Genomic DNA, 20,041 nt, shown 5'->3' on the forward strand with positions numbered 1-20,041 from the left:
GCCTACGCGAGTTGGCCGAGGGAGCGGTAGAAGCCTAGGTGGCTACGGGCCGCCGCGTCCCAGGTGTGGCGGGCGGCGAGGGCACGCCCGGCGGCGGTGCGGCCCGGGTCCCCGGTGGCCAGGACGCGGCCGAGTTCGGCGGCCAACTCCTGTGGCGTGGCGGCGAATTGAGCGGCGCCGCCGAACACCTCACGCAGTACGGGCAGATCCCGCACGACCAACGGAACTCCCGCCGCCAGCGCCTCCATGGCCGCGAGACCGAAGCCTTCCTTGAGGGACGGGAACGCGAACGCGTCCGCCGCCGCGACCAGCGACGGCAACTCGTCCTCGCCCACCTGCCCCAACACCACCGGTTCTACGGCGAGTTCGGCGGCCCGCGCCTCCCAGGCCGACCGGTAGTCGCGGTAGTCGAAGAGCGTCTCGCCGCCCGCGATGACCAGGCGGACGTCGGGACGGGCGGCGCGCAGGAGGGCGTAGGCCTCCAGGAGGTCCAGTGAGCCCTTGCGGGGTTCGATGCCGCCGACGGTGAGGACGTACGGGCCGAGACGGGAGCGCCAACTCGCTTGCGCGGCCGGGTCGGTGGCGGCGAAACGGTCGTAGGCCACGCCGTTGGGGATGACCTGCGCATTGATGCCCCAGCCGGCCGCCAACTCCCCGGCGACGGCTGCCGATACGCAGACGTGCGCGTACGGGTCGACGATCGCGCGCTCGTGGCAGGCGGCCAGTTCGGGGGTGGTGAAGTGGTCGAGGTGGTGGACCGTGCGGACGCAGCGGCCGGCCGCGTTGGCGCTGATGCAGTCCTGGGCGTGGACGACGTCGTAGGGCGTGGGGTCGAAGGCGGTGCGGAGGGTGGCGATGGAGCGGAGGATGCGTTCGCCGACCGTCTCCGTGGGCGGGCCGTCGGGGAACGGGACGATCTGGACGCGGACCGCCGGGTGCACCGGGCGGAAGAAGCCCGCGTCGCCGCCCCGGCCCAGGGTCCACACCGTGACGTCCTCGCCCAGTGCCGCGAGGGCCTCCGCGAGGGCGAGGGTGTGCACGACCCCGCCGCGCGGCTTGGTGGAGTAGCTGAGCAGGGCGATCTTCACGTACGGGACTCCCGGTAGGCGTCGGGGCGGCGCTCGTCGAGGTGGCGCAGGACGCGGCGGGCGCGGTCGGTCTCGGCGGCGACGTCGATCTCGGCGACCGCGAGACCGGCCTTGGACCAGGTGCGGGCGAGGATGTCGCCGCCCGGGCCGACCACCTTGGCCTGGCCGAGGAAGCGCATGCCGCCCATCGCGCCGGTCTGGTTGGAGGAGGCCAGGACGACCTGGTTCTCGGCGGCGCGGGACTGGTCGTAGAGGTCGAAGAGGCGGGCCTGGCGGTCCTGGGCCATGCGCGGGGCGCGGTTGGTGATGCTGGTGGGCCACGCGGAGAGGCAGGCGAGGATCTCGGCGCCGTCCAGGGCCAGCGAACGGGCCGACTCGGGGAAGGTCTTGTCGTAGTCGATCAGCATGCCCAGGCGGCCGACCGGGGTGTCGAAGGCGTCGAAGCGGTCCCCCGCCGTGTACGCGGCGACCTCGCCCGCCGGGAGGTGGACCTTGCGGTGCCGGCCGAGGACGCCGTCGCCGCTGACGCAGACGGCGGCGTTGTAGCGCTCGGTCCCGCCGTCCTCGCAGTAGCCGACGCACACCACCATCTCGGCGGCCAGACGGGCGACTTGGAGGATCAGCGGGTCGTCCGGTTTGAGGGCCGGGGGGAGCGTCTGGGGGTCGGGGTGGCGCAGGTCGGCGAGGTAGCCGCCGAGGGTGGCGTCCGGCAGGACCAGCAGGTCGGCGCCGTTGCCGCGGGCGTCGTCGATGAGTTTGGCGACGCGGGCCAGGTCGAACTCCAGGTCGCGGCCGAAGTGGGCGGCCGCGGCCGCGATCCGGATGGTGCTCATGCGGTGACTGCTCCCGGGGCTGGTCCGTAGGTCTCGGGCCGCCGGTCGCGCAGGTGTCCCATCGACCGGCGGGCGGTCTCCAGGGCCTGCACGACGTCGAGTTCGGCGACGGCGATGCCGGCGGTCACGCCCGTGTCGGCGAGGATCTCGCCGCCCGGGTCGACGACCTTGGCACTGCCCACGAAGCGTAGCGACCCGAACGTGCCCGACTGGTTCGCGGACAGCCACACGATCTGGTTCTCCAGCGCGCGAGCCCGGTCGAACAGGTCGAAACGCCGCTTCCAGCGGTCCTGTTCGAGATCGGCGCTCGCCTTCGTGCGCGCACCCGGCCAGGCCGACACGCACACCCCGATCTCGGCGCCGTCCAGGGCCAACGCCCGCGCCGACTCCGGGAACGCCTTGTCGTAGCAGATCATCATCCCGAGCCGACCGACCGGTGTGTCGAAGGCGTGGAAGCGGTCCCCGGAGGCGTAGCTCGCGTCCTCGCTGAGCGGCTGGTGGACCTTGCGGTGGTTGCCGAGGACGCCGTCGCCGGTGACGCAGACGACGCTGTTGTAGCGGGCGTCCCCGGCCGCCTCGCAATATCCCGCTACGACCGTCAACTCCCCGGCCAGAGCGGCCAGTCGGCGGATCTCCGGGCCGTCGAGGGCGAGTGCGGGCGGGCCCTCGTCGAGTTCGGCGTCGCCGTCCAGGCTGAGCAGATAGCCGCCCAGGCATGCCTCCGGCAGCGCGAGGAGCCGTACCCCCTGCTCACCGGCCTCCTTGATCAGCCGCTCCGCGATCGCGAAGTCCTCTTCCAGGTCGCGGCCGAACTCGGCGGCCACGGCCGCCATCCGCAGCGTGCTCATGCCGTCCCCATTCCGGTCACCGTAGAGGCGACCGCCTCGGTGATCTCTCCGTCGGGCCAGCGCAGCCCGACCCCTTGCCCAGCGGTCAACTCCCCGCATACGGCGCCCGTTGCGGGCCCGGCGGGCAGCGCAGGCGCGTACGGCTCGTCGGCGGTGAGCATCGCGAAGCCCGGGAAACAGGTCAGCCAGTCGCCCATCGAGGCGTTCGCAGGGCGTGGCACTTCGGCCATGTCGAGCACCGCACCGCAGCCGCTCGCCTCGGCCAGCATCCCCAGTGTCCCGGCGATCCCGGCCATCGACACGTCCTTCGCGGCGGCCGGTCGCGCGGCGGCCACCGCCCTTGTCATCGTGCGGAGTTCGGCCGTACGGCGATGGGTCGTCGAGTCCCACTGGCGGCCCCGGTAGCCCGCGCGCCAGTCGCCGCCGAGGTCGGCCGTGACCCGTACGGCGTGTCCGGGGCGACCTCCGCCGCCGGGCACGGGCCGGTCGGTGCGGCCGAGCGCGGTCACCGACAGGGCGGCGGGGACGCCGAGTTGGGTGTGACCGCCGAGCACCGGGACGCCGTACGCCTGCGCCGCCCGGGTCAGTCCGGCGAGGACCAGTGCGGCGTGCGCGGCATCGCGTGCGCCCACCGCGTCCAGCAGCCCGACCGGTGAAGCACCCATCGCCGCAAGGTCGTTGACGTTCACGAGGACCGCGCACCAGCCCGCCCACTCCGGGTCCCGTTCGACCATCGACGGCACGATCGCGTCGCAGGCGGCGATCACATCGGTGCCGGGGACGGGCGCGCCGTCGTCACCGACGAAGCCGGGGAGTGCGGGGAGTTCCGCGAGCAGCGGGCCCAACGCGGCTTTCGTGGCCGCGACTTGGGCCGCGATCCGTGTGATGGGCCAGCGCATCAGGACGTGTGGCGTACCGGCGACTTCCGTGGTCCGCACCGACTGCCAGCCGAGGCGGCGGAAGAGCACCTCGTTGCGGGCCTGCACGGTCGCGTCGAACCGCAGGACGCCCTCCGCCTCGGCGCGTGCGCAGGCTGCCCGGACCAGTGCCGCGCCGATTCCGTGCGGGCCGCGCGCCTGCGGGGCGACGACCAGCCGACCGCCCTGCCACCAGCCGAGGTCCGCGCCGCCGTCGACCGGGCCCAGCCGCACCCCGCCGATGACAGTGCCGTCCGGGGCCCGGGCGACCAACACGACGGTACGGGTGTCGGCGTCACGGTCGTCGAGGTCGTCGCCGGTGAAGAGCCCCTGTTCGTGGACGAAGATTTCCGTGCGCAGGCGTCGGTAGGCGGCCAACTCCGCTTGGTCGGCGGCCTGTTCTATGTGGAACGCGGGGCGGCGGGCGAGCGTGCTCCGGTCGCCGAGCAGCGCCAGGATGTCGACCGGTCCGTCCGTCGCGAGGGGTGCCGCGGAACCGTCGAGGTACACGGCCATCACCCGCCCGCCGACTGCAGCACACTGCACGCACCGCACGCCGCGCAGCCCGCCTTCTGGTCGGCGCCGGTCATCCCGGCGGCGCGCAGTTTGGCCGCGACGCCCTCGGTGACGTACGTCAGGAGGTCGGCGCTCGGTGCCGGGATGCCGTCGCGGGCGGCTAGTGTGCCGGCCATCGGGCGGAACGGGACGACGAACGGGTACACGCCCCGGTCGATCAACTTGCCTGCACCTGCGATGAGTTCGTCCGGGTCCTCGCCGAGTCCCACGAGCAGATAGGTGGAGACGCGGTTGCGTCCGAAGACCCGCACCGCCTCGTCCCACGCGGCCTCGTACTCGGCCATCGGGACCGTCGACTTGCCCGGCATCCAGCGCCGCCGCACCTCGTCGTCGAGGGACTCGACATGGATGCCGATCGTGGTGGCGCCGGCGTCGTGCAGTGCGCGGATCCAGACGAGGTCGCCGGGCGGTTCGCACTGCACCTGGATGGGGAGGTCGGGCACCGCTTCGAGGACGGCGCGCACGGAGCGGACGAGATTGCGCGCGCCCCGGTCGGGACCGGTCGTCGTGCCCGTGGTCATCACCATCTGCTTGATGCCGTCCAACCGCACGGCCGCTTCGGCGACTTCGGCGAGCTGCGTGGGTGTCTTGGCGGCGACCGTCGCGCCCGAGCGCAGGGACTCCTCGATGGTGCAGAAGCGGCAGCGGTCTGACTCGGCGTAGCGGATGCAGGTCTGGACGACGGTGGTGGCGAGGACGTCGGCGCCGTGTAGGCGGGCGATGTGCTCGTAGGGGGTGCCGTCGGCGGTGGTGAGGTCGTAGAACTTCGGGCGGTTCACGGCGGTCAACGCCAGCCCGGTGTCCGTGAGTTGTCCGTTCTCGTCGCCGAGCCAGACCTTGCCGTCGCGTACGCGGTAGGGGCTCGCCGGGTTGGTGGGCAGTGCGGCGTTGGCACCGTCGACGAGGACGTGGCCGTCGCCGCTCGGACCCGCGCCGTCGGGCCGCCGTACGGGGGCGTCCAACGCGACGCCGTGCAGGGCGAGTTCGGCGCGGGTCAGGATGCGCACATCCACCGCCGTACTCGTCGATCCGGTGCCAACGCTCACAGTGGCCCCCTTACAGCTGGTAGGTGGAGTTGATGATGGCGCCCTTGCGCGCGTAGTGGATCAGCGCGTCCTGGACGTCCAGCGGGTGCGTCGGGATGACGCCCTCGATGAGGTCCTCCTCGCGGGCGCCGTGCAGGGAGAGGCCGAAGCGGCAGCAGAACACCTTGCCGCCCTCGGCGATGAACGTCTTGAGCTGGTTGTTGATGTTGTGCTCGCCGGGGAAGGCCGAGTTGCCGGTGGTCGGGAAGCCGCGTGTGGCAAGGCAGTTGAGGGAGCCGGGGCCGTAGAAGTAGATGGCCGTCTCGAAGCCCTTGCGCAGGGCGCGGGTCGCCTGGAGGACGGCGACGAAGGAGACCGACGACTCGTGGGCGATGCCGTGGACGAGCGTGAAGTACGTCTCGCCGTCCTCGGCCTTGTAGTCGGGGAACACCTTCGTCGCGCCGTAGATGCTGGTGCCGTCCGGGAGGGACGGGTGGGGGATCTCGTTGAGGGACTGCTGCTCGATCTCGCTGAGTTCGACGGTTTCGGACATGGCTGTCTCCTTGTGCGTACCGGACTTGAGAGGGGAGTCGGTCAGTCGTAGAGCGCGGCGAAGGTGTCCCGGAAGACCAGGTCGCCGAGTTCGCCGCCGCCGGTCGCTTCGGCGAGGCGGGCGTACTCGCCCGTGAAGTCGCCCCACGGCTGGTCGCTGGCGAAGAGCACCCGGTCGTGGCCGATGCCGCGGCGCTCGATCTCCCGGGCCAGCCAGCGGGGAGTGAAACCGATGGCCCAGGAGAGGTCGGTGTAGACGTGCTTGCCGGCGGTGATCCAGTCGAAGAACCGGGAACCGGCGAGCTTGATGTGGCCGCTCATCCCGCCGCCGAAGTGCACGAGATGGACGGGGACTTGGTCGGCGTACCAGTCGACCAGGTGGCCGACCTCGTCGATGTCGGAGGCGGCGCCGGGGGAGGTGTGGACGTGGACGACCAGGTTGTGGCGGGCCGCCTCGGCGAAGATGCGGTCCAGGTGAGTGCGGCAGGCCGGGTCGGTGGGGCGGCCGCCGAGCAGGAAGCTCAGCTTGAGCGCCTTCACGCCCCGCTCGCCCGCCAACTCCAGTGCCTGGGCCGTGCGTTGCTCGTCCTCGGGGCGCGGGGAGACCCACAGCCCGGCGCGGATGCGGTCGTCGGTCTGGGCGGCCTCGATCGCCAACTCGTTGAAGGAGAAGGCGATCGCGGGATCCGGAACGCCGTAGTTCGGGATGACCAGGGCGCGTTCGGTGCCCTCCGCGTCCAGGTCGGCGATGAGCTGCTTGACGGTGGCGCGGGCGGTGGTGTCGGGGTTGACCGGCGGGCCGCCGTAGAAGGGGTAGGCGGGGAGGACGCCGATGTGGCGGTGTGCGTCGTAGACCATGGTGGATATCCCGTTCCTCAGCCGATCGGGAGGGCGGAGGCGAGGTCGGTGGGGGCGCCGGTGAGGGTGCCGCAGACGTCGGCCAGGCGGCGGGACGCCTCGATGTGGTTGGCGAGGAACTCCGCGTCCCTGCCCACCGCTTCGAAGCGTCCCGACCCCCACGAGTGCTGCCAGGGCAGGCCGAGGAAGTACAGGCCGGGGACGCTGGTGGCACCCCGCCAGTGCATCGGGTAGCCGCGGCCGTCGAAGACCGGTGCCTCTATCCAGCGGTGGTCGCGGCGGAACCCGGTGGACCAGATGACGGACGTGATGTCGGCCTGGTTCAGGTCGAGTTCGCGGAGTTGGTCGTCGGGTTCCCACACGGGGATGTAGCGAGGTTCGTCCGGTGCCGCGATGTTGTGGGCGGTGATGTGGGCGTCGATGGCGTCCTTGATGCCCTCCGCCACGGCGTCCGCGTGGTCGAGGTTCACCTTGAGGTCGTCGGCGAACTCCAGTGCCGTAGAGCCGACTTCGGTGAGTCGGCCGTACAGCCGCATACCGTCGCGGGCGAAGGCGCGCAGGTCGATGTCGCGGCCTCCGTCGCGCCCGGTGACGTAGTGGTTGACGCGCATCCGGACCGCGCCGGCGTCGTCGAAGTCGTCGATGCTCTTCGCGTAGTGGCCCATCTCGTCGAGCCAGGCCACACAGTCGCGGCCGCGGTAGAAACGGGCGACACGCGGTGCGCTGCCGACGGCGAGGTGCACCTGGCGTCCGGCGAGGTGCAGGTCCTCGGCTATCTGGCAGCCGGACTGTCCGGTGCCGACCACCAGGACGGCGCCCGGGGGGAGTTGGGCGGCGTTGCGGTACCGGGAGGAGTGGACCTGGGTGAGGGTGTCGGGGAGGCGTTGGGCCATCGGTGGGAGGGAGGGGGTGTGGTACGGGCCGGTGGCTATCACCACCTGGTCGGCGGTGAAGTCGCCCTCGGTGGTGGCGAGTTCGAAGACTCCGCTCGGGGAGCGGCGCAGCCTGGTGACTGTCACGCCCTCGACGAGCGGCGGTCGGAAGTGGGCTACGTAGCCCTCCAGGTACCGCACGATGTCGTCGCGGATCATGAAGCCGTCCGGGTCGTCGCCCTGGTAGGGGTAACCGGGCAGCCTGCACTGCCAGTTGGGGGTCACCAGGCAGAAGGAGTCCCAGCGGCGTTCGCGCCACTCGTGTCCGACCCGGTGGGTCTCGATCACGACATGGTCGATGCCGCGTTCGCGGAGTTCGTGGCTGACGGAGAGGCCCGCCTGGCCGCCGCCCACCACGGCCACCGAGTAGTGCGCGCCGGCCAGCCGTACCGTCGGGCTCATCGCGGGCTCCCGTCGGCGCCGGTGAGGGACTCGACCGTGACCTTGGCGTCGGTGATGTCGCCGTATGCCGCGGCCGTCCGCTCTATCAGGGCGAGTTGGCCGGAGGCGCCGGTGCAGTGGAAGCCGAACTTCTCCCGTACGCGCTCCCCGGCGATACCGAGTGCCGTGCGGCTGCGCTCGACGAATTCGGCGAGCTCGTATTCGGAGCCCGGGGTGAAGTAGTCCTCGACTATTGTGGAGGGGGAATAGCAGCGCTGGGTCAGACCGTCGGGCCAGCGCACATCGAAATACATCTCGGGCATGACATCCTCCATGCCGCGCGCCGAGGTCTTGCCACCTCGCCGCTCTCCATGGCGACAAACTTCAGCCCTGCGGATTTCCGAACGAAGTCATCGGGAACAAAGGGGAGTTGCGAAAACCTCACCGCGGCTCGGGGGCGGTGTCAGCTATTTGTGATCGCCCGTTGACGTTTCGGCGGACGGCCAATGGGCGAGCGAGATCATCCCCATCACCCGGCGTATCAGGTAGAAGGCCAGGGGCAGTTCGACGAACAGTGCCAGCGCCGCCGACCACCAGACCTCCGACGTGCCGAAGGCGAGGGACACGTCGAACCACGCGTCGCAGATCAGCAGGACCGACGTGGTGAGCGCCGCCAATATGACGGCGCGGTTCCGGCGCCAGCCGAGCAGCGCGGTGGACGCCATCGCGACCACGAGCAGGACGTCGAAGCCGACCCAGGTCAGACGCCACTGGTGCACCTCGTAGCCGGACGGCAGCGTCACCGCCAGCAGGACCGTCCACGGGATCAGTCCCACGGCGCAGACGGTGAGCAGTTCCAGGGTGTGACGCCGGTGCCGGCGTACCCGCTCCAGCACGTCGGGCGCCGGAGTGGGGGCCTCGACCCGGTTGCGGGTGTCGGCGTTTATCGCGTCGCTCACCTCGACTGCTCCGTTCTCAGACGTCCGATGGTGATCCAGTAGGGCAACGCCTCCTTCGGCGTCGTTTCTTCCCGAGAGCGGCAGGTGCGGATTCCGCGCCTCCGGATCACCGCAAATCGGATGCTTCTCCCCAATAGCGGAGTAACTGAGCGGCGGACTAGACTCGCGCAACCAACGATCCGGGGAAGGTCCGGCATGCGACGGTGGGCGGAATTCGTTCTTCGGCATCGCAAGGCGGTAGTCGCGTTCTGGGGTCTGGTGCTGATCGCCGGCATCCTGCTCGCCGGTCGCACCACGGACCGGCTGACCATCGACTTCTCCCTGCCCGGCCAGCCCGGCACCGTGACCGCGCACAAGATCGAGGACGCCTTCGGCAGCGGCGGCGACACCAACCCCTATCTGGTCGCGGTCACCCTGCCGGCCGGGCAGACGATCACCGGTCACGAGACGGACGTAGGGAAGGTCTTCACGGCCGTAGGCACGGCGGTACCGGGCGTGCGGCTGATCGACGAGGCGAACACCGGGGACAAGGCCTTCCGGACGAAGGACGACCGCACCGCCTACGCGCTGGTCTTCTACCGGTTCAACCCGTCACCCAGCCAGAAACCGCTCACCGATCCCATCCACGCGGCGGCAGAGAAAGCCATGCCTGCCGGCGCGGTGATCGGGGTGACCGGCGAGGACCCGCTGGCCTCCGGCGGCGACGACGGGGGCGGACCCGGAGTACTCGGCGAGACGCTGCTCGGCGCCGTCGGCGCACTCGCCGTCCTCGCCTTCGTGTTCGCCTCCTTCCTGGCCCTGCTGCCGCTGCTCGTGGCCGCGGTGTCGATCCTCGCGACCTTCGTGATGCTGCTGCCGCTCACCTACGCGACCGACGTGTCGTTCATCGTGCAGTTCCTGGTCGCCCTGATCGGCCTGGGTGTGGCGATCGACTACTCGCTGCTCTTCGTCACCCGCTGGCGCGAGGAGCGCGACCGAGGCCGGGAGAACCACGAGGCGGTCGTGGTCGCGATGGAGCACGCCGGGCACGCGATCGTGTTCAGCGGCGTCACGGTCGCCATCGGCCTGCTCTCCCTGGTCGTGCTGCCGGTCCCGTTCCTGCGCAGCATGGGTTACGGCGGCGCGCTCATCCCGCTCGCGAGCGTACTGACGACGCTCACCCTGACCCCCGCGATCCTCGGCGGCATCGGACCGAAGGTCGACTGGCCAAAGATCCGGCACGAGAACCGGGCGAGCCGTTTCTGGAGCCGCTGGACCGCCGCCGTCGTACGGCGTCGCTGGATCGCGGCCGCCGCCGCACTGGCCGCGCTCGCGGTCCTCGTCGGTGTCTTCCTCGGCATCAAGATCGGCCTCGCCTCCTCGGAGTCACTGGCCAAGAGCGGCCCCGCGTACGAGACCCTGCAGACCCTGGAGCGGGGCGGTGTCCCGACCGGCGCGCTGACCCCGATGGAGGTCCTGGTCAGCACCGACCGGGCGCAACCCGTCGCCGCCGAGCTGGCCAAGGTCGACGGGGTGACCAGCGTGCTCGTGCCGACCGGGCCCGCGGGCAACCGGGGCGGACAGAGCATCGTCGTCGTGATCCCGGACACCGAGACGGTGAACTCGAAGAGCGTCGACGTGGTCCGACGGGTCAAGACCGCCACCGAGCACCTGCCCGGAGTCGTCGGTGTCGCCGGCGTCGGCGCGGCGCAGATCGACTTCCTGCACGCCGTCTACGGCAACTTCCCGCTGATGCTCACGATCATCGCGCTGCTGACGTACGTCCTGCTCGTGCGCGCCTTCCGCTCCCTGCTGCTGCCGCTGAAGGCGGTGCTGCTCAACCTGATCTCACTGGCGGCGACCCTGGGCCTGATGGTGCTGTTCTGGCAGGACGGCCACGGCTCGAACACGCTCTTCGGGATCGCCGCGACCGGGGCCGTCACGTTCTGGATCCCGATCATGATCTTCGCGTTCCTGTTCGGACTGTCCATGGACTACGAGGTGTTCATCCTCTCCCGCATCCGGGAGGAGTACGACGCCGGACTCTCCACCGACGACGCGGTCGTCGAGGGCATCGGCCGCACCGGACGGCTCGTCACCAGCGCCGCACTCATCCTCTTCCTCGCCTTCGCCGCCCTGGCCTCGGGACCGGGCACCGACCTCAAGACGCTGGCGACCGGCCTGGGCATCGGCATCCTGCTCGACGCGACCGTCGTGCGGATGCTGCTCGTCCCCTCCCTCGTCTCCCTGTTCGGCGGCTGGAACTGGCACCTGCCCGCCTGGGCGGCCCGCCCGCTGCAGGTGGCGCCGTCCAGCCCGCACCCGGAACCGTCCAAGCCCGCGCCGACGCCGGCCGCGGACTAGGTCCTCTCCCAAGGCCCCCTGCCGAAGCGGAACGGCGTGAGCACGTCCGGGCGGCGCCCGGTGCGCACGTAATCGGCGAGATGGTGTCCGGTCACGGGCCCCAGCGTGACGCCGAGCATGCCGTGCCCCGTCGCCGCGAAGGCGTTGTCGTGCCCGGGGACGCGGTCGATGACCGGGAGCCCGTCGGGGAGGAAGGGCCGGCCGCCCACCCACGGGTCCCGGATCAGGCTCACCAGGTCGTCGGGGTCGTCAAACCAGCGGCCCAGATAGTGCCGGCTGGCGAGCGCGACGGCGACGATACGACGCCAGTCGAGGTGGTTGTTGTTGCCGCTCAGCTCCATCGTGCCGCCGATACGGGTGGTGGGGCCGATCGGTGACGCGACGGCCCTGCGCTCGCCGAAGTACAGCGTGTGCCGGGGCGCCGGGTCCAGGTCGACGGAGAAGCTGTAGCCCTTCCCCGCCTGGAGCGGCAGGGGATGGCCCAGCGAGCCGAGCAGCTCCGAGGAGCGCATGCCGGCCGCGATGACGGCGGCCGAGCAGGGGATCTCGCCGGTCGCCGTGCGCAGGGCGGTGACGCGGTTGCCCTCGGTGCGGAACCCGGTCGCGTCCGTGTTCTCGTGGATCTTCACGCCGGACGCGGCGAGCGCCTCGCCCAGCGCACGGGCGAACGCCTCCGGATCGACCACGCCCTCGCCCTCGACCAGATAGGCGGCGCGGACCCGGTCGGACAGCGCCGGGTCGAGGAGGCGGGCCTCGTCGCCCGTGACCACGTCGTCGGGCAACGGATAGCGGCCGTGCGCCATCTGCCGCTGGACGGCGAGGTGATGGCGGGCCTCGGCGGGGGAGAGGAACGCGTGCACCATGCCGGGCCGGGTGAGGCTGGTCTCGACCCCGGCCGCGCCCAGTCCGTCGAAGAGGTCGAACGTGGTGCGGTTCAGCTCGGCGATCGCCGTGTAGCCGCGCCGGAACGCGGCCGGTGTGCTGCTGCGCCAGAACCGCCACAGCCACCTTACGAACGCCGGATCGGGCAGCGGCCGTAGATACAGGGGCGAGTCCGGGCGGCCCAGGGAGCGGAGCGCGTAGCGCACCACGCCCGGAGCCGGGACCGGTGTCGAATGGCTGAGGCAGACCCAGCCCGCGTTGCCCCGGGACGCACCGGACCCCAGCGCGCGCCGCTCGACCACCTCCACCTCCAGGCCGGCCTCGGCCAGGTAGTAGGCCGTGCACAGGCCCACGACACCGCCGCCGACCACGACGACCGGACCGCCGTTCCCGGTCATGACGTCGATCCGTAGGCGGCGAGGAACTCGCGGGTGCGGGCCTGTTCGGGTCGGTCGATGACCTGTTGGGGGCGGCCCTCCTCCACGATCCGGCCGCCGTCGACGAAGACGACGTGGTCCGACACCTCGCGGGCGAAGGGGAGTTCATGGGTGACCAGCAGCATCGTCATGCCGTCGGCGGCCAGTTCGCGCATCACGCTGAGCACCTCGCGGGTGGCCTCCGGGTCCAGGGAGGAGGTGGGTTCGTCGAAGAGCAGCACCTCGGGCCGGAGCGCCAACGCCCGGGCGATGGCGACCCGTTGCTGCTCGCCGCCGGAGAGCCGGTCGGGCAGGGCGAGGCCGCGATGGGCCACCCCCACCCGGCGCAGCAGAGTGACGGCCCGCTCCAGGGCCTCCGACTCCGGTACGCCGGCCTTGCGTTGGGCGACCACGATGTTCTCCACGGCCGTGAGATGGGGGAAGAGGTTGAAGCGCTGGAAGACCATGCCGACCGTGCGGCGCAGTCCGGGCAGGTCGCGGCAGACGATGCGGCCGTCGCGGTGCACCACCTCCCCGGCGACCTCGACCGTGCCCCGGTCGGGCCGCTCCAGCAGATTGACGCAGCGCATCAGGGTCGTCTTGCCGCCGCCGCTCTGCCCGATGACGCTGACGATCCGGCCGCGGTCGACCTCGAGACTCACGTCGTCGAGCACGAGCCGTCCGTCGAAGGACTTGCTCAGCCCCTCGATCCGAACGATCGCCTCCGTAGGGGCAGTTGGGGCGGACTTCGCCGTGGTGACGGGCTCGGTCATACGACCGCCTCCTTCAGGTCGGCCCCCGTGCCGAGCTCGGCGGCGAGCAGCGCCCGCGCCGTGCGCACCCGGCGCCGTCGCCAGGGGGACAGCGGGACGCCCGCGCGCACCTTGCGCTCCAGCAGCAGGAGGAGTTGGGAGAGCGGGTAGCACAGGGCGAAGTAGATGGCCGAGATGACCAGGTACACCTCCAGCGCCCGGAAGGTCGCGGACGTGATGAGCCGTCCCTCCGACATCAGCTCGGCGGCGGACACGGTGACCAGGAGCGAGGTGGACTTCAGCAGGTCGACCAGCATGGTGTTGGTACCGGCCAGCGCCTGCCGGACCGCCTGCGGCAGCACGATGTGGACGAAGATCCCCACCCGGCCCAGCCCCAGCGCCTCACCGGCCTCGGTCTGCCCTTCGTGCACCCCGCTGATCGCGGACCGGAAGATCTCGGACAGATACGCGGCGTAGAAGACGACGAGGCTGAGGCACCCGGCGCTGAACACGTCCAGCCGGATGCCCGCCGAAGCCAGGCCGAAGTAGGTCAGGAAGATGATGGCGAGGAGTGGGACGTTCTTGAAGATCTCCGTGTAGACGGCGGCGACGGCCCGCGCGGGCCAGGCCTTGCTGAGCCGGAGCAGTGCCACGACCAGGCCCAGGACGACCGCGCCGGTGAAGCTGACCACCGTGTACGAGACCGTGCGCCAGAGCGCGTCGATCAGGTCGGAACGGTAGTCGGACCAGGGGACTTGGAAGAGACCCGACATGTCAGCTCCTCACTTCCCGATGGACGGCGGAGTCCAGTCGTTCGGCCGGTCCACACCGCGTCGGGCGGTGGCGACGTCGGCGGCGGGCTTGAGGAACTGCTCGGGATCGCCGCCGTACTTGGTGACGAGCTTCGCCAACTCGCCGTTCTTGTACATCGCGTCGATCTGCGCGGAGATCGCCCGCTCCAGCTTCGTGGCCTTCTTGGGGAGGTAGAAGCCCGTCTGGTACGGCTCGAAGTACTGGTAGGCCGGCTTCGCCTTCACCTCGGCGGCGGTCGGCGGGGTCAGGTACTCGGTGGCGATCTTCAGGTCGGGGCGCTGCTTCTGCGCCGCGATGATGATCAGCGGGTCCAGGAAGCCGACGTCGATCCGGCCGGCGCCGAGGTCGTCGAAGACGCCGTTGGCGTCCGGGTAGGCGTGCAGCTTGGCGCCGGGCACGGCCTGGATCGACTTGACCCAGACATAGCCGTCGACCGTGCCGAGGTTCAGGCCCTTGAGGTCGGCGACCGTCTTGTAGGTCTTGCCGCTGCGGACGGCCATCGCCGGGGGCGAGTAGTACGGCGGGTCGGTGAACAGCCCCTGTTTCTGCCGGTCCGCTGACCAGGCGACACCGCCGACGGTGATGTCGACGCGGCGGGACTGGACCCCGGCGAGCATGCCCGCGAAGTCCGTGACCTGGGGCTTGATCTCGAGGCCGAGCTTCTTGGCCACGTAGGTGAGGATGTCGCCGTCGAGGCCGACGATCTTCCCGCCCCGCTCGGTGGTGTAGGGCGCGTACGGCTGGACGGCGACCTTGAGGACGCCGGGCGTGAGCGTGCCCAGGGCGGCGGTCTTCGCGGAGACGTTCTTCGGGGCGTCGTCGCCCCCGGAACCACAGGCGGCGACGGTGGACAGCATCAGCGTCGCGGACAACGCGACGACAAGCGGGCGCACACGGATCATCGGCACGGGCCTTCCGTATCGGCACTGAGGGATCGGCACTGAAGAGACCCGCCGTTCACCGCGCTGTGCCCTCGGCGGGAAGTGATTGGGCCCAAACGCTAGGCATCAACCCGCCGCACGTCATCGTCCACTCCGTACGAAGTTGTGGCCGGATTCATGCGCTCCCCTGTACGGTGCGTCCAATCCGGCTCGCCCGCGACGGGAGGAAACCCCGTGCTCAGCCCGTCACTCGCCCAGGAGATCGCCGGGGACACCTCCGCCGTCATCGGCTTCAACGTGCTGATCACCGACGCGGAGGGCATCGTCATCGGCAGCGGTGACAGCAGCCGCGTCGGCAGCTTCCACGAGGCGTCCGTCGACGTCGTCCGTACGAAGGAACCAGCCACGCACAGCGCCTCCCAGGCACAGCAACTGCGCGGCGTACGACCGGGGGTGACCCTCCCGCTGATCACCAACGGGCAGGCGGTGGGCACGGTCGGCATCACCGGCACCCCCGCGCAGGTCCGCCGCTTCGGACTCCTCGTCAAACGCCAGACGGAGATCCTGCTCCGGGAGTCCGTGATGCTCCGCTCCCGGCTGCTCGCCGAACGGGCCGCCGAGAAACTCCTCACCGACATCGCGTCCTACGACCCCCAGGTCGTCGAGGGCGACTTCCTCGTGTTCCGCGCCGCCGAACTCGGCTTCGACCTGCGCCTACGGCGGGTCGCCGTCGCCTTCGAGGTGAGCGTGCCCCACCCGGCGCCCCGCCGGCAGGGCGGCACCCAGACCCGGGACATGGCCCTGGTCCGCTCCGAACTGCTGCGCACCGTGGGGGAGATCTTCGCCGACCCCCAGGACATCGTCGCCGCCACCGCGCCCGGCTGGATCGGCGTCCTGCACCGGCTCCCCGCCGGATGCTCCACGACCTCCCTCGTCGCCGACTGCCGGCGGGTCACCGATCTCATCGCCGCCCAGGACGGGCTCGTCGCCCGCGCCGGGATCGGTGAACCGGCCACCTCCGTCGGCGGGTTGCACGACTCCTACCAGGACGCGTGCGACGCGCTGCGGCTCGGCGCCCGCTTCGCCGAGGCCACGCCCGTCCACCTGATCACCGACCTGCGGGTCCACCAGGTGGTGACGGCGGTGAGCCAGGCGGCCCGCAACCGCCTGCTGGACCTCACCGCCACCGAACTGCGCGCCCAGCCGGACTGGCCCGCCCTCCGCGACACGGTGACCGCCTGGTGCGAGAGCGGGTTCAACCTCGTCCGTACCGCCGAGGCCCTGCACATCCACCGGAACACCGTCGTCTACCGGATGAACAAGATCGAGCAGATCACCGGCCGCCCCCTGCGGGAGTACCGGACGGCCATGGCCCTCTATCTCGCGTGCCTGGCCGACCGGTTGGGCGGTGGAACGGTCCGCTGAGCCTCAGGCCGACGTGCCCCGGGCGCGGAGCATCCGGCTCACCTCGTCCGAGCGCTCCAGGAGGGTGAGGCGGACCACCGGAACGGCCTCACCGGAAGCCTCACGGGCTCGCTCGATGTATGTCGGGTCGATGCCGTGCAGCGGGAAGAGGCGGTGCGTGTAGCTCATCGCCAGGATCATTCCGCCCTGGTGCAGTTTGGGGACCGCCTCCAGGTAGCGCTCGGCGTAGGGCGCCAGCAGTTCGTCCTGGCCCGGGCGCCAGAAGGCAGCCGCCACCAGGCCGACCGAGTTGACGGGGACCGTACGGTCCACGACCAGCTGCTGCCAGACCTCCGCCTTCGTCGCCGCGTCGGGCAGGGCGGCCCGCACGGTGAGGGCGCGGAGCCAGGCGTCGGGGTCCGGGTCGCGGGTGAGGAGACGGTCGGACTCCGCCGCGATGTCGCCGCCCAGTTCCGCCTCGCGGATCAGCGCGCGCCAGTGCAGGTCCACGTCGTCACCGGCCTGTTGGCGCAGCCAGGCGAGATCGTCCGCTGTCGTCGCGGTACGGGCCAGCCCGCGCAGCGCGACCTGACGGCGGCCGGGGTCTCCGGCGAGGTCGCGGCAGGCCGCAGCCACCGCTGCCGACAACTCGGCGCGCTCGGCGGGCGGCGCCCAGAGCTCCGCCACGTTCGCGGCGAGGGTCAGATACGGCTCGATCACCGCGTCGGACGTCTCGGCCGCCAGCACCGAGGTGAGACACCGCCCGGCCTCCGCCGCCGTGGCCTCGCCGGTCGTCAGCATGTCCCACACGGTGGCCGAGGCCACGCCCCGGGAGATGGCCGTCGGCAACTGCGCAGCCGTACGGAAGAGGGCGTCCCTGGTCGTGGGGTCCGGGCGGGTCGTCGCGAAGGTCAGGTCGTCGTCGTTGATCAACAGGACGTCGGCGGTGGGCGGAAGGCCCGTGATGGTGGTGCGGGGCTCCGTCACCTCGACCCGTACCAGCGCCCGGCGCTCCAGCGCGTCGCCGTTCCGGTCGTAGGCGCCCACCGCCAGGACCTGCGGACGCGGGTCGGCGGCAGCCACCAGCGTGACCGTGTCGCCGTCGCGCTCCAGGGTGAAGCGGTCGGTGCCCGCCGTCTCCAGCCACGCGGTGCGCCAGGTGTCGAGGTCGCGGCCGCTGGCCTCGGACAGGGAGTCGATCAGGTCCTGGAGCGTGGTGTTGCCCCAGGCGTGGCGGGCGAAGTAGGCGGCCATGCCGGTCCTGAAGTGGTCCTCGCCGACGTACGTCTTGAGCTGCTGGAGGACGGAAGCGCCCTTGGGGTACGTGATGTTGTCGAAGATCGACGCGGCCTGGGCGACGTCGTGGATGGGCTGGTGGATCGGGTGCGAGGCGGGACCCTGGTCGGACAGGTACGCGCTGATCTTGCCGATCATCAGATGGCTCGCCCACGCGTCCGTGTGCCGGGTGGCGCGCTCGGCCGCCCAGTGGCAGGCGAACTCCGCGAACGCCTCGTTCAGCCACAGGTCGTCCCACCAGCGCATGGTGACGATGTTGCCGAACCACATGTGCGCCATCTCGTGCAGCAACACCCGTGCCAGCAGCCCGTGTTCGGCCGGGGTCGGCGCGGCCCGCCGCAGGAACGCGTCCGACCAGGTCACACAGCCGTAGTTCTCCATCGCCCCGCCGAACTCGGGCATGAACACCTGGTCGTAGCGGCGCTGCGGGAACGGCATCGCGAAGGCCTCGGCGTAGAAGGCGAGGCCCTGGCGGGTGAGGGTGAAGATCTCGTCGGCGTCGCGGTCGAGGACCTCGGCGAGTGAACGGCGGGAGTACAGGCCCAAGTTGTGGCCGTCGGCCTCGCGGCGGACCTCGTGGAAGGGGCCTGCGTTGATGACCGTGTTGTACACGGACAGGGGCGGCGTGTCCGGGAAGGTCCAGCGGCGGGACCCGTCCAGCTCCTCGACCCGCGCGTCACCGGAGTTGCTGGTGACGGTCCACGCGGACGGGGCCGTGACGGTGAAGGCGTGCGGGGCCTTGAGGTCGGGCTGGTCGAAGCAGGCCCAGACGAAGCGGGCCTCGTCCGGTTCGAAGCTCATCCACACGTAGACCTCGCCGTCGGCGGGGTCCGTCGCCTTGTGCACGCCCTCGCCGGCCGTGGTGTCGGCCTGCACGCTCTCCACCCGCAGCACGTTGTGCTCGGCGAGGCCGGGGAGTTGGATCCGCCCGTCCTCGGCGGGGGCGAGTTCGACCCCGTTGAGTGTCGCGCTCAGTACCCGTGCCGCACAGTCCACGAAGGTCTCCGCGCCCGGCTCGCGACATGTGAACGCCACGGTGGAGACGGAGCGGACCTCCGGGCCGTCGGGCAGTGCGGTCAGATCGACCTCCACGTCGTACCGCTCGACCGCGATCAGTTCGGCCCGGCGCTCAGCTTCGGTGCGGGTCAGGCTTCGGATCCCCATGTGTCCTCCCTGGTCAGACAGCGGCCGTCAGCCTACGACGGTGACCGATGGGGAGTGCAGGGGTTTTCGGGGGTGTCGACCTCGGCCCCCGTTTTGCGCCGGGCGAGGACGAAGACGGGGTCGGCGGCGCGGTCGGCGCCCGTCCCCGCCCGACCGCCGTACCGCACGACGCCGACCCCGTCGGTTCATCGCCCCCCTACTGCCCCGCCCCTCACCGCCCCCGCAACCCCGCGCTGATCACCTGCCCCGTGCGACGCGCGGTCTCCGCGAGCCGTTCCAAGTGGTGGGCCGGGTCGGTGAGGACGCACAGGGCCGCGACGGGTGTGCCGCGCAGCCCCAGCAGCGGAACTGCCGCACAGCACACACCCGTCACCACTTCCTCCCGGTCGAACGCGGCACCGCGCTCCCGTATCGCGTCGGCGTCCCGCGCCCAGGACGCGGGCAGCGGCCCCAGCAGCGGCACCGGTGCGGCCGTGGCCACCAGGACCTTGCCCGCCGCGGTGAACCACGGCCAGGTCATGCGGGTCCCCAGCGGATCGAGCCGTCGGGCGTCGGCGGGACACCACTCGACCATCAGCGTCTCGCCCTTCCACAGCACGGCGATGCCCACCGTCGTCCCGGTGACCTGCGCCAGCCGCCGCATCGGTTCCCGGGCGGCGGCGCGCAGCCGGGGATGCGGCTGCCACGCGCGTCCGAGGCGGAACATCCGCGGGCCGACCCGGTAACTCCCTCCGTTCCGCTCGACCGCGCCCAGGTCCGCCAGCTGTTCCAGCAGCCGGTACGCGGTCGTCTTGGGCAGCCCGCAGTCGGCCGCGAGCCTCGTCGGTCCCGCCTCCACGGCCCGCTCCACCGCCTCCAGCAGCGCGAAGGCGCCCTCCAGCACGCTCCGTCCGCCGGCGTTCCCCGTGGCGGCAGGTAAGGTCTCCGGCCGCCGTACCGGCACCCGTGTCCCAGGTGCCATCACTCCCTGTGTGATCACACGTCTCGCCCCCGTTTGCCTGTTGCGCAGCCGCCAGGCGACGGCCCTGCCGTCATGCCCGGACGGGACGCGGTCGGCGCCCCGTCCGTTCCCCAGCAGATTCGCACCGGTGTGTGACGGGAAACCTTGTCGAAGGCTTGTC

18 protein-coding genes are annotated in these 20,041 nt (G+C 71.2%); 2 read left to right on the forward strand and 16 right to left on the reverse strand.

All coding sequences use genetic code 11. The features are described 5' to 3' along the window. Window positions 1-2: 2 nt before the first annotated feature. From OO69_RS08070 to OO69_RS08115, 10 genes are all read right to left on the reverse strand, one after another. On the reverse strand, window positions 3-1,088 hold the full coding sequence (locus tag OO69_RS08070; RefSeq protein WP_033279767.1) for an MSMEG_0565 family glycosyltransferase: 1,086 nt from the start codon (window positions 1,086-1,088) through the stop codon (window positions 3-5). Then, window positions 1,085-1,921: a carbon-nitrogen hydrolase family protein gene (locus OO69_RS08075; protein WP_033279768.1), complete on the reverse strand. Its 837-nt coding sequence runs from the start codon at window positions 1,919-1,921 to the stop codon at window positions 1,085-1,087. The genes OO69_RS08070 and OO69_RS08075 overlap by 4 nt, the downstream gene beginning before the upstream one ends. Then, window positions 1,918-2,769, reverse strand: coding sequence for a carbon-nitrogen hydrolase family protein (locus OO69_RS08080; RefSeq protein ID WP_033279769.1), 852 nt, complete (start codon window positions 2,767-2,769; stop codon window positions 1,918-1,920). Before OO69_RS08080 ends, OO69_RS08075 begins: the two co-directional genes overlap by 4 nt. After that, entirely contained in the window at window positions 2,766-4,232 is a 1,467-nt protein-coding gene (locus OO69_RS08085; RefSeq protein WP_234444367.1) for an MSMEG_0567/sll0787 family protein, read from the reverse strand. Before OO69_RS08085 ends, OO69_RS08080 begins: the two co-directional genes overlap by 4 nt. Further along, a complete protein-coding gene (locus OO69_RS08090; RefSeq protein WP_234444368.1) occupies window positions 4,202-5,308 on the reverse strand; it encodes an MSMEG_0568 family radical SAM protein in 1,107 nt (368 codons plus the stop codon). The genes OO69_RS08085 and OO69_RS08090 overlap by 31 nt, the downstream gene beginning before the upstream one ends. A gap of 10 nt (window positions 5,309-5,318) precedes the next feature. Then, complete coding sequence (locus tag OO69_RS08095; protein ID WP_033279770.1) at window positions 5,319-5,840, reverse strand: MSMEG_0572/Sll0783 family nitrogen starvation response protein; 522 nt, start codon at window positions 5,838-5,840, stop codon at window positions 5,319-5,321. 41 nt (window positions 5,841-5,881) lie between these two features. After that, the gene (locus tag OO69_RS08100; RefSeq protein WP_033279771.1) at window positions 5,882-6,697 is read right to left on the reverse strand and encodes an amidohydrolase family protein; all 816 of its coding nucleotides are present in this window, start codon (window positions 6,695-6,697) and stop codon (window positions 5,882-5,884) included. Window positions 6,698-6,714: 17 nt separating this feature from the next. After that, window positions 6,715-8,031, reverse strand: coding sequence for an MSMEG_0569 family flavin-dependent oxidoreductase (locus OO69_RS08105; protein ID WP_033279772.1), 1,317 nt, complete (start codon window positions 8,029-8,031; stop codon window positions 6,715-6,717). Continuing rightward, window positions 8,028-8,333 carry an MSMEG_0570 family nitrogen starvation response protein gene (locus OO69_RS08110; RefSeq protein ID WP_033279926.1) on the reverse strand — a complete coding sequence of 102 codons (306 nt, stop codon included), beginning with the start codon at window positions 8,331-8,333 and terminating at the stop codon, window positions 8,028-8,030. The genes OO69_RS08105 and OO69_RS08110 overlap by 4 nt, the downstream gene beginning before the upstream one ends. Before the next feature lie 144 nt (window positions 8,334-8,477). After that, window positions 8,478-8,969 carry a hypothetical protein gene (locus tag OO69_RS08115; protein ID WP_033279773.1) on the reverse strand — a complete coding sequence of 164 codons (492 nt, stop codon included), beginning with the start codon at window positions 8,967-8,969 and terminating at the stop codon, window positions 8,478-8,480. Window positions 8,970-9,164: 195 nt separating this feature from the next. Between OO69_RS08115 and OO69_RS08120 the strand changes: the two genes are divergently transcribed. Then, window positions 9,165-11,312: an MMPL family transporter gene (locus OO69_RS08120; RefSeq protein ID WP_033279774.1), complete on the forward strand. Its 2,148-nt coding sequence runs from the start codon at window positions 9,165-9,167 to the stop codon at window positions 11,310-11,312. On the opposite strand, the gene OO69_RS08125 is transcribed toward OO69_RS08120, so the two are convergent. Genes OO69_RS08125 through OO69_RS08140 form a run of 4 tightly spaced genes read right to left on the reverse strand, consistent with a single transcriptional unit; the run spans window position 11,309 to window position 15,077 of the window. Continuing rightward, the gene (locus OO69_RS08125; protein WP_078652328.1) at window positions 11,309-12,592 is read right to left on the reverse strand and encodes an NAD(P)/FAD-dependent oxidoreductase; all 1,284 of its coding nucleotides are present in this window, start codon (window positions 12,590-12,592) and stop codon (window positions 11,309-11,311) included. The genes OO69_RS08120 and OO69_RS08125 overlap by 4 nt on opposite strands. Further along, a complete protein-coding gene (locus OO69_RS08130; protein ID WP_051800842.1) occupies window positions 12,589-13,383 on the reverse strand; it encodes an amino acid ABC transporter ATP-binding protein in 795 nt (264 codons plus the stop codon). The genes OO69_RS08125 and OO69_RS08130 overlap by 4 nt, the downstream gene beginning before the upstream one ends. Next, on the reverse strand, window positions 13,380-14,135 hold the full coding sequence (locus tag OO69_RS08135) for an amino acid ABC transporter permease (protein ID WP_033279775.1): 756 nt from the start codon (window positions 14,133-14,135) through the stop codon (window positions 13,380-13,382). Before OO69_RS08135 ends, OO69_RS08130 begins: the two co-directional genes overlap by 4 nt. Window positions 14,136-14,144: 9 nt before the next feature. Further along, window positions 14,145-15,077 (reverse strand): substrate-binding periplasmic protein, encoded by a 933-nt coding sequence (locus tag OO69_RS08140; protein WP_033279776.1) that lies wholly within the window; start codon window positions 15,075-15,077, stop codon window positions 14,145-14,147. Between the two features lie 213 nt (window positions 15,078-15,290). Here OO69_RS08140 and OO69_RS08145 point away from each other — a divergent pair, with 213 nt between their 5' ends. Next, window positions 15,291-16,481, forward strand: coding sequence for a CdaR family transcriptional regulator (locus OO69_RS08145; protein ID WP_033279777.1), 1,191 nt, complete (start codon window positions 15,291-15,293; stop codon window positions 16,479-16,481). A 3-nt stretch (window positions 16,482-16,484) separates the two neighbouring features. Here the strand turns inward: OO69_RS08145 and pepN are convergent, their stop codons facing one another. Together pepN and OO69_RS08155 are read right to left on the reverse strand one after the other, a co-directional pair. Beyond that, the gene (gene pepN / locus OO69_RS08150; RefSeq protein WP_033279778.1) at window positions 16,485-18,920 is read right to left on the reverse strand and encodes an aminopeptidase N; all 2,436 of its coding nucleotides are present in this window, start codon (window positions 18,918-18,920) and stop codon (window positions 16,485-16,487) included. Between the two features lie 211 nt (window positions 18,921-19,131). Then, window positions 19,132-19,881 (reverse strand): IclR family transcriptional regulator, encoded by a 750-nt coding sequence (locus OO69_RS08155; protein ID WP_234444369.1) that lies wholly within the window; start codon window positions 19,879-19,881, stop codon window positions 19,132-19,134. Window positions 19,882-20,041 lie beyond the last annotated feature (160 nt).

The organism is Streptomyces sp. NRRL F-525 (assembly GCF_000716605.1).
In the GTDB taxonomy this organism is placed as follows: Bacteria; Actinomycetota; Actinomycetes; order Streptomycetales; family Streptomycetaceae; genus Streptomyces.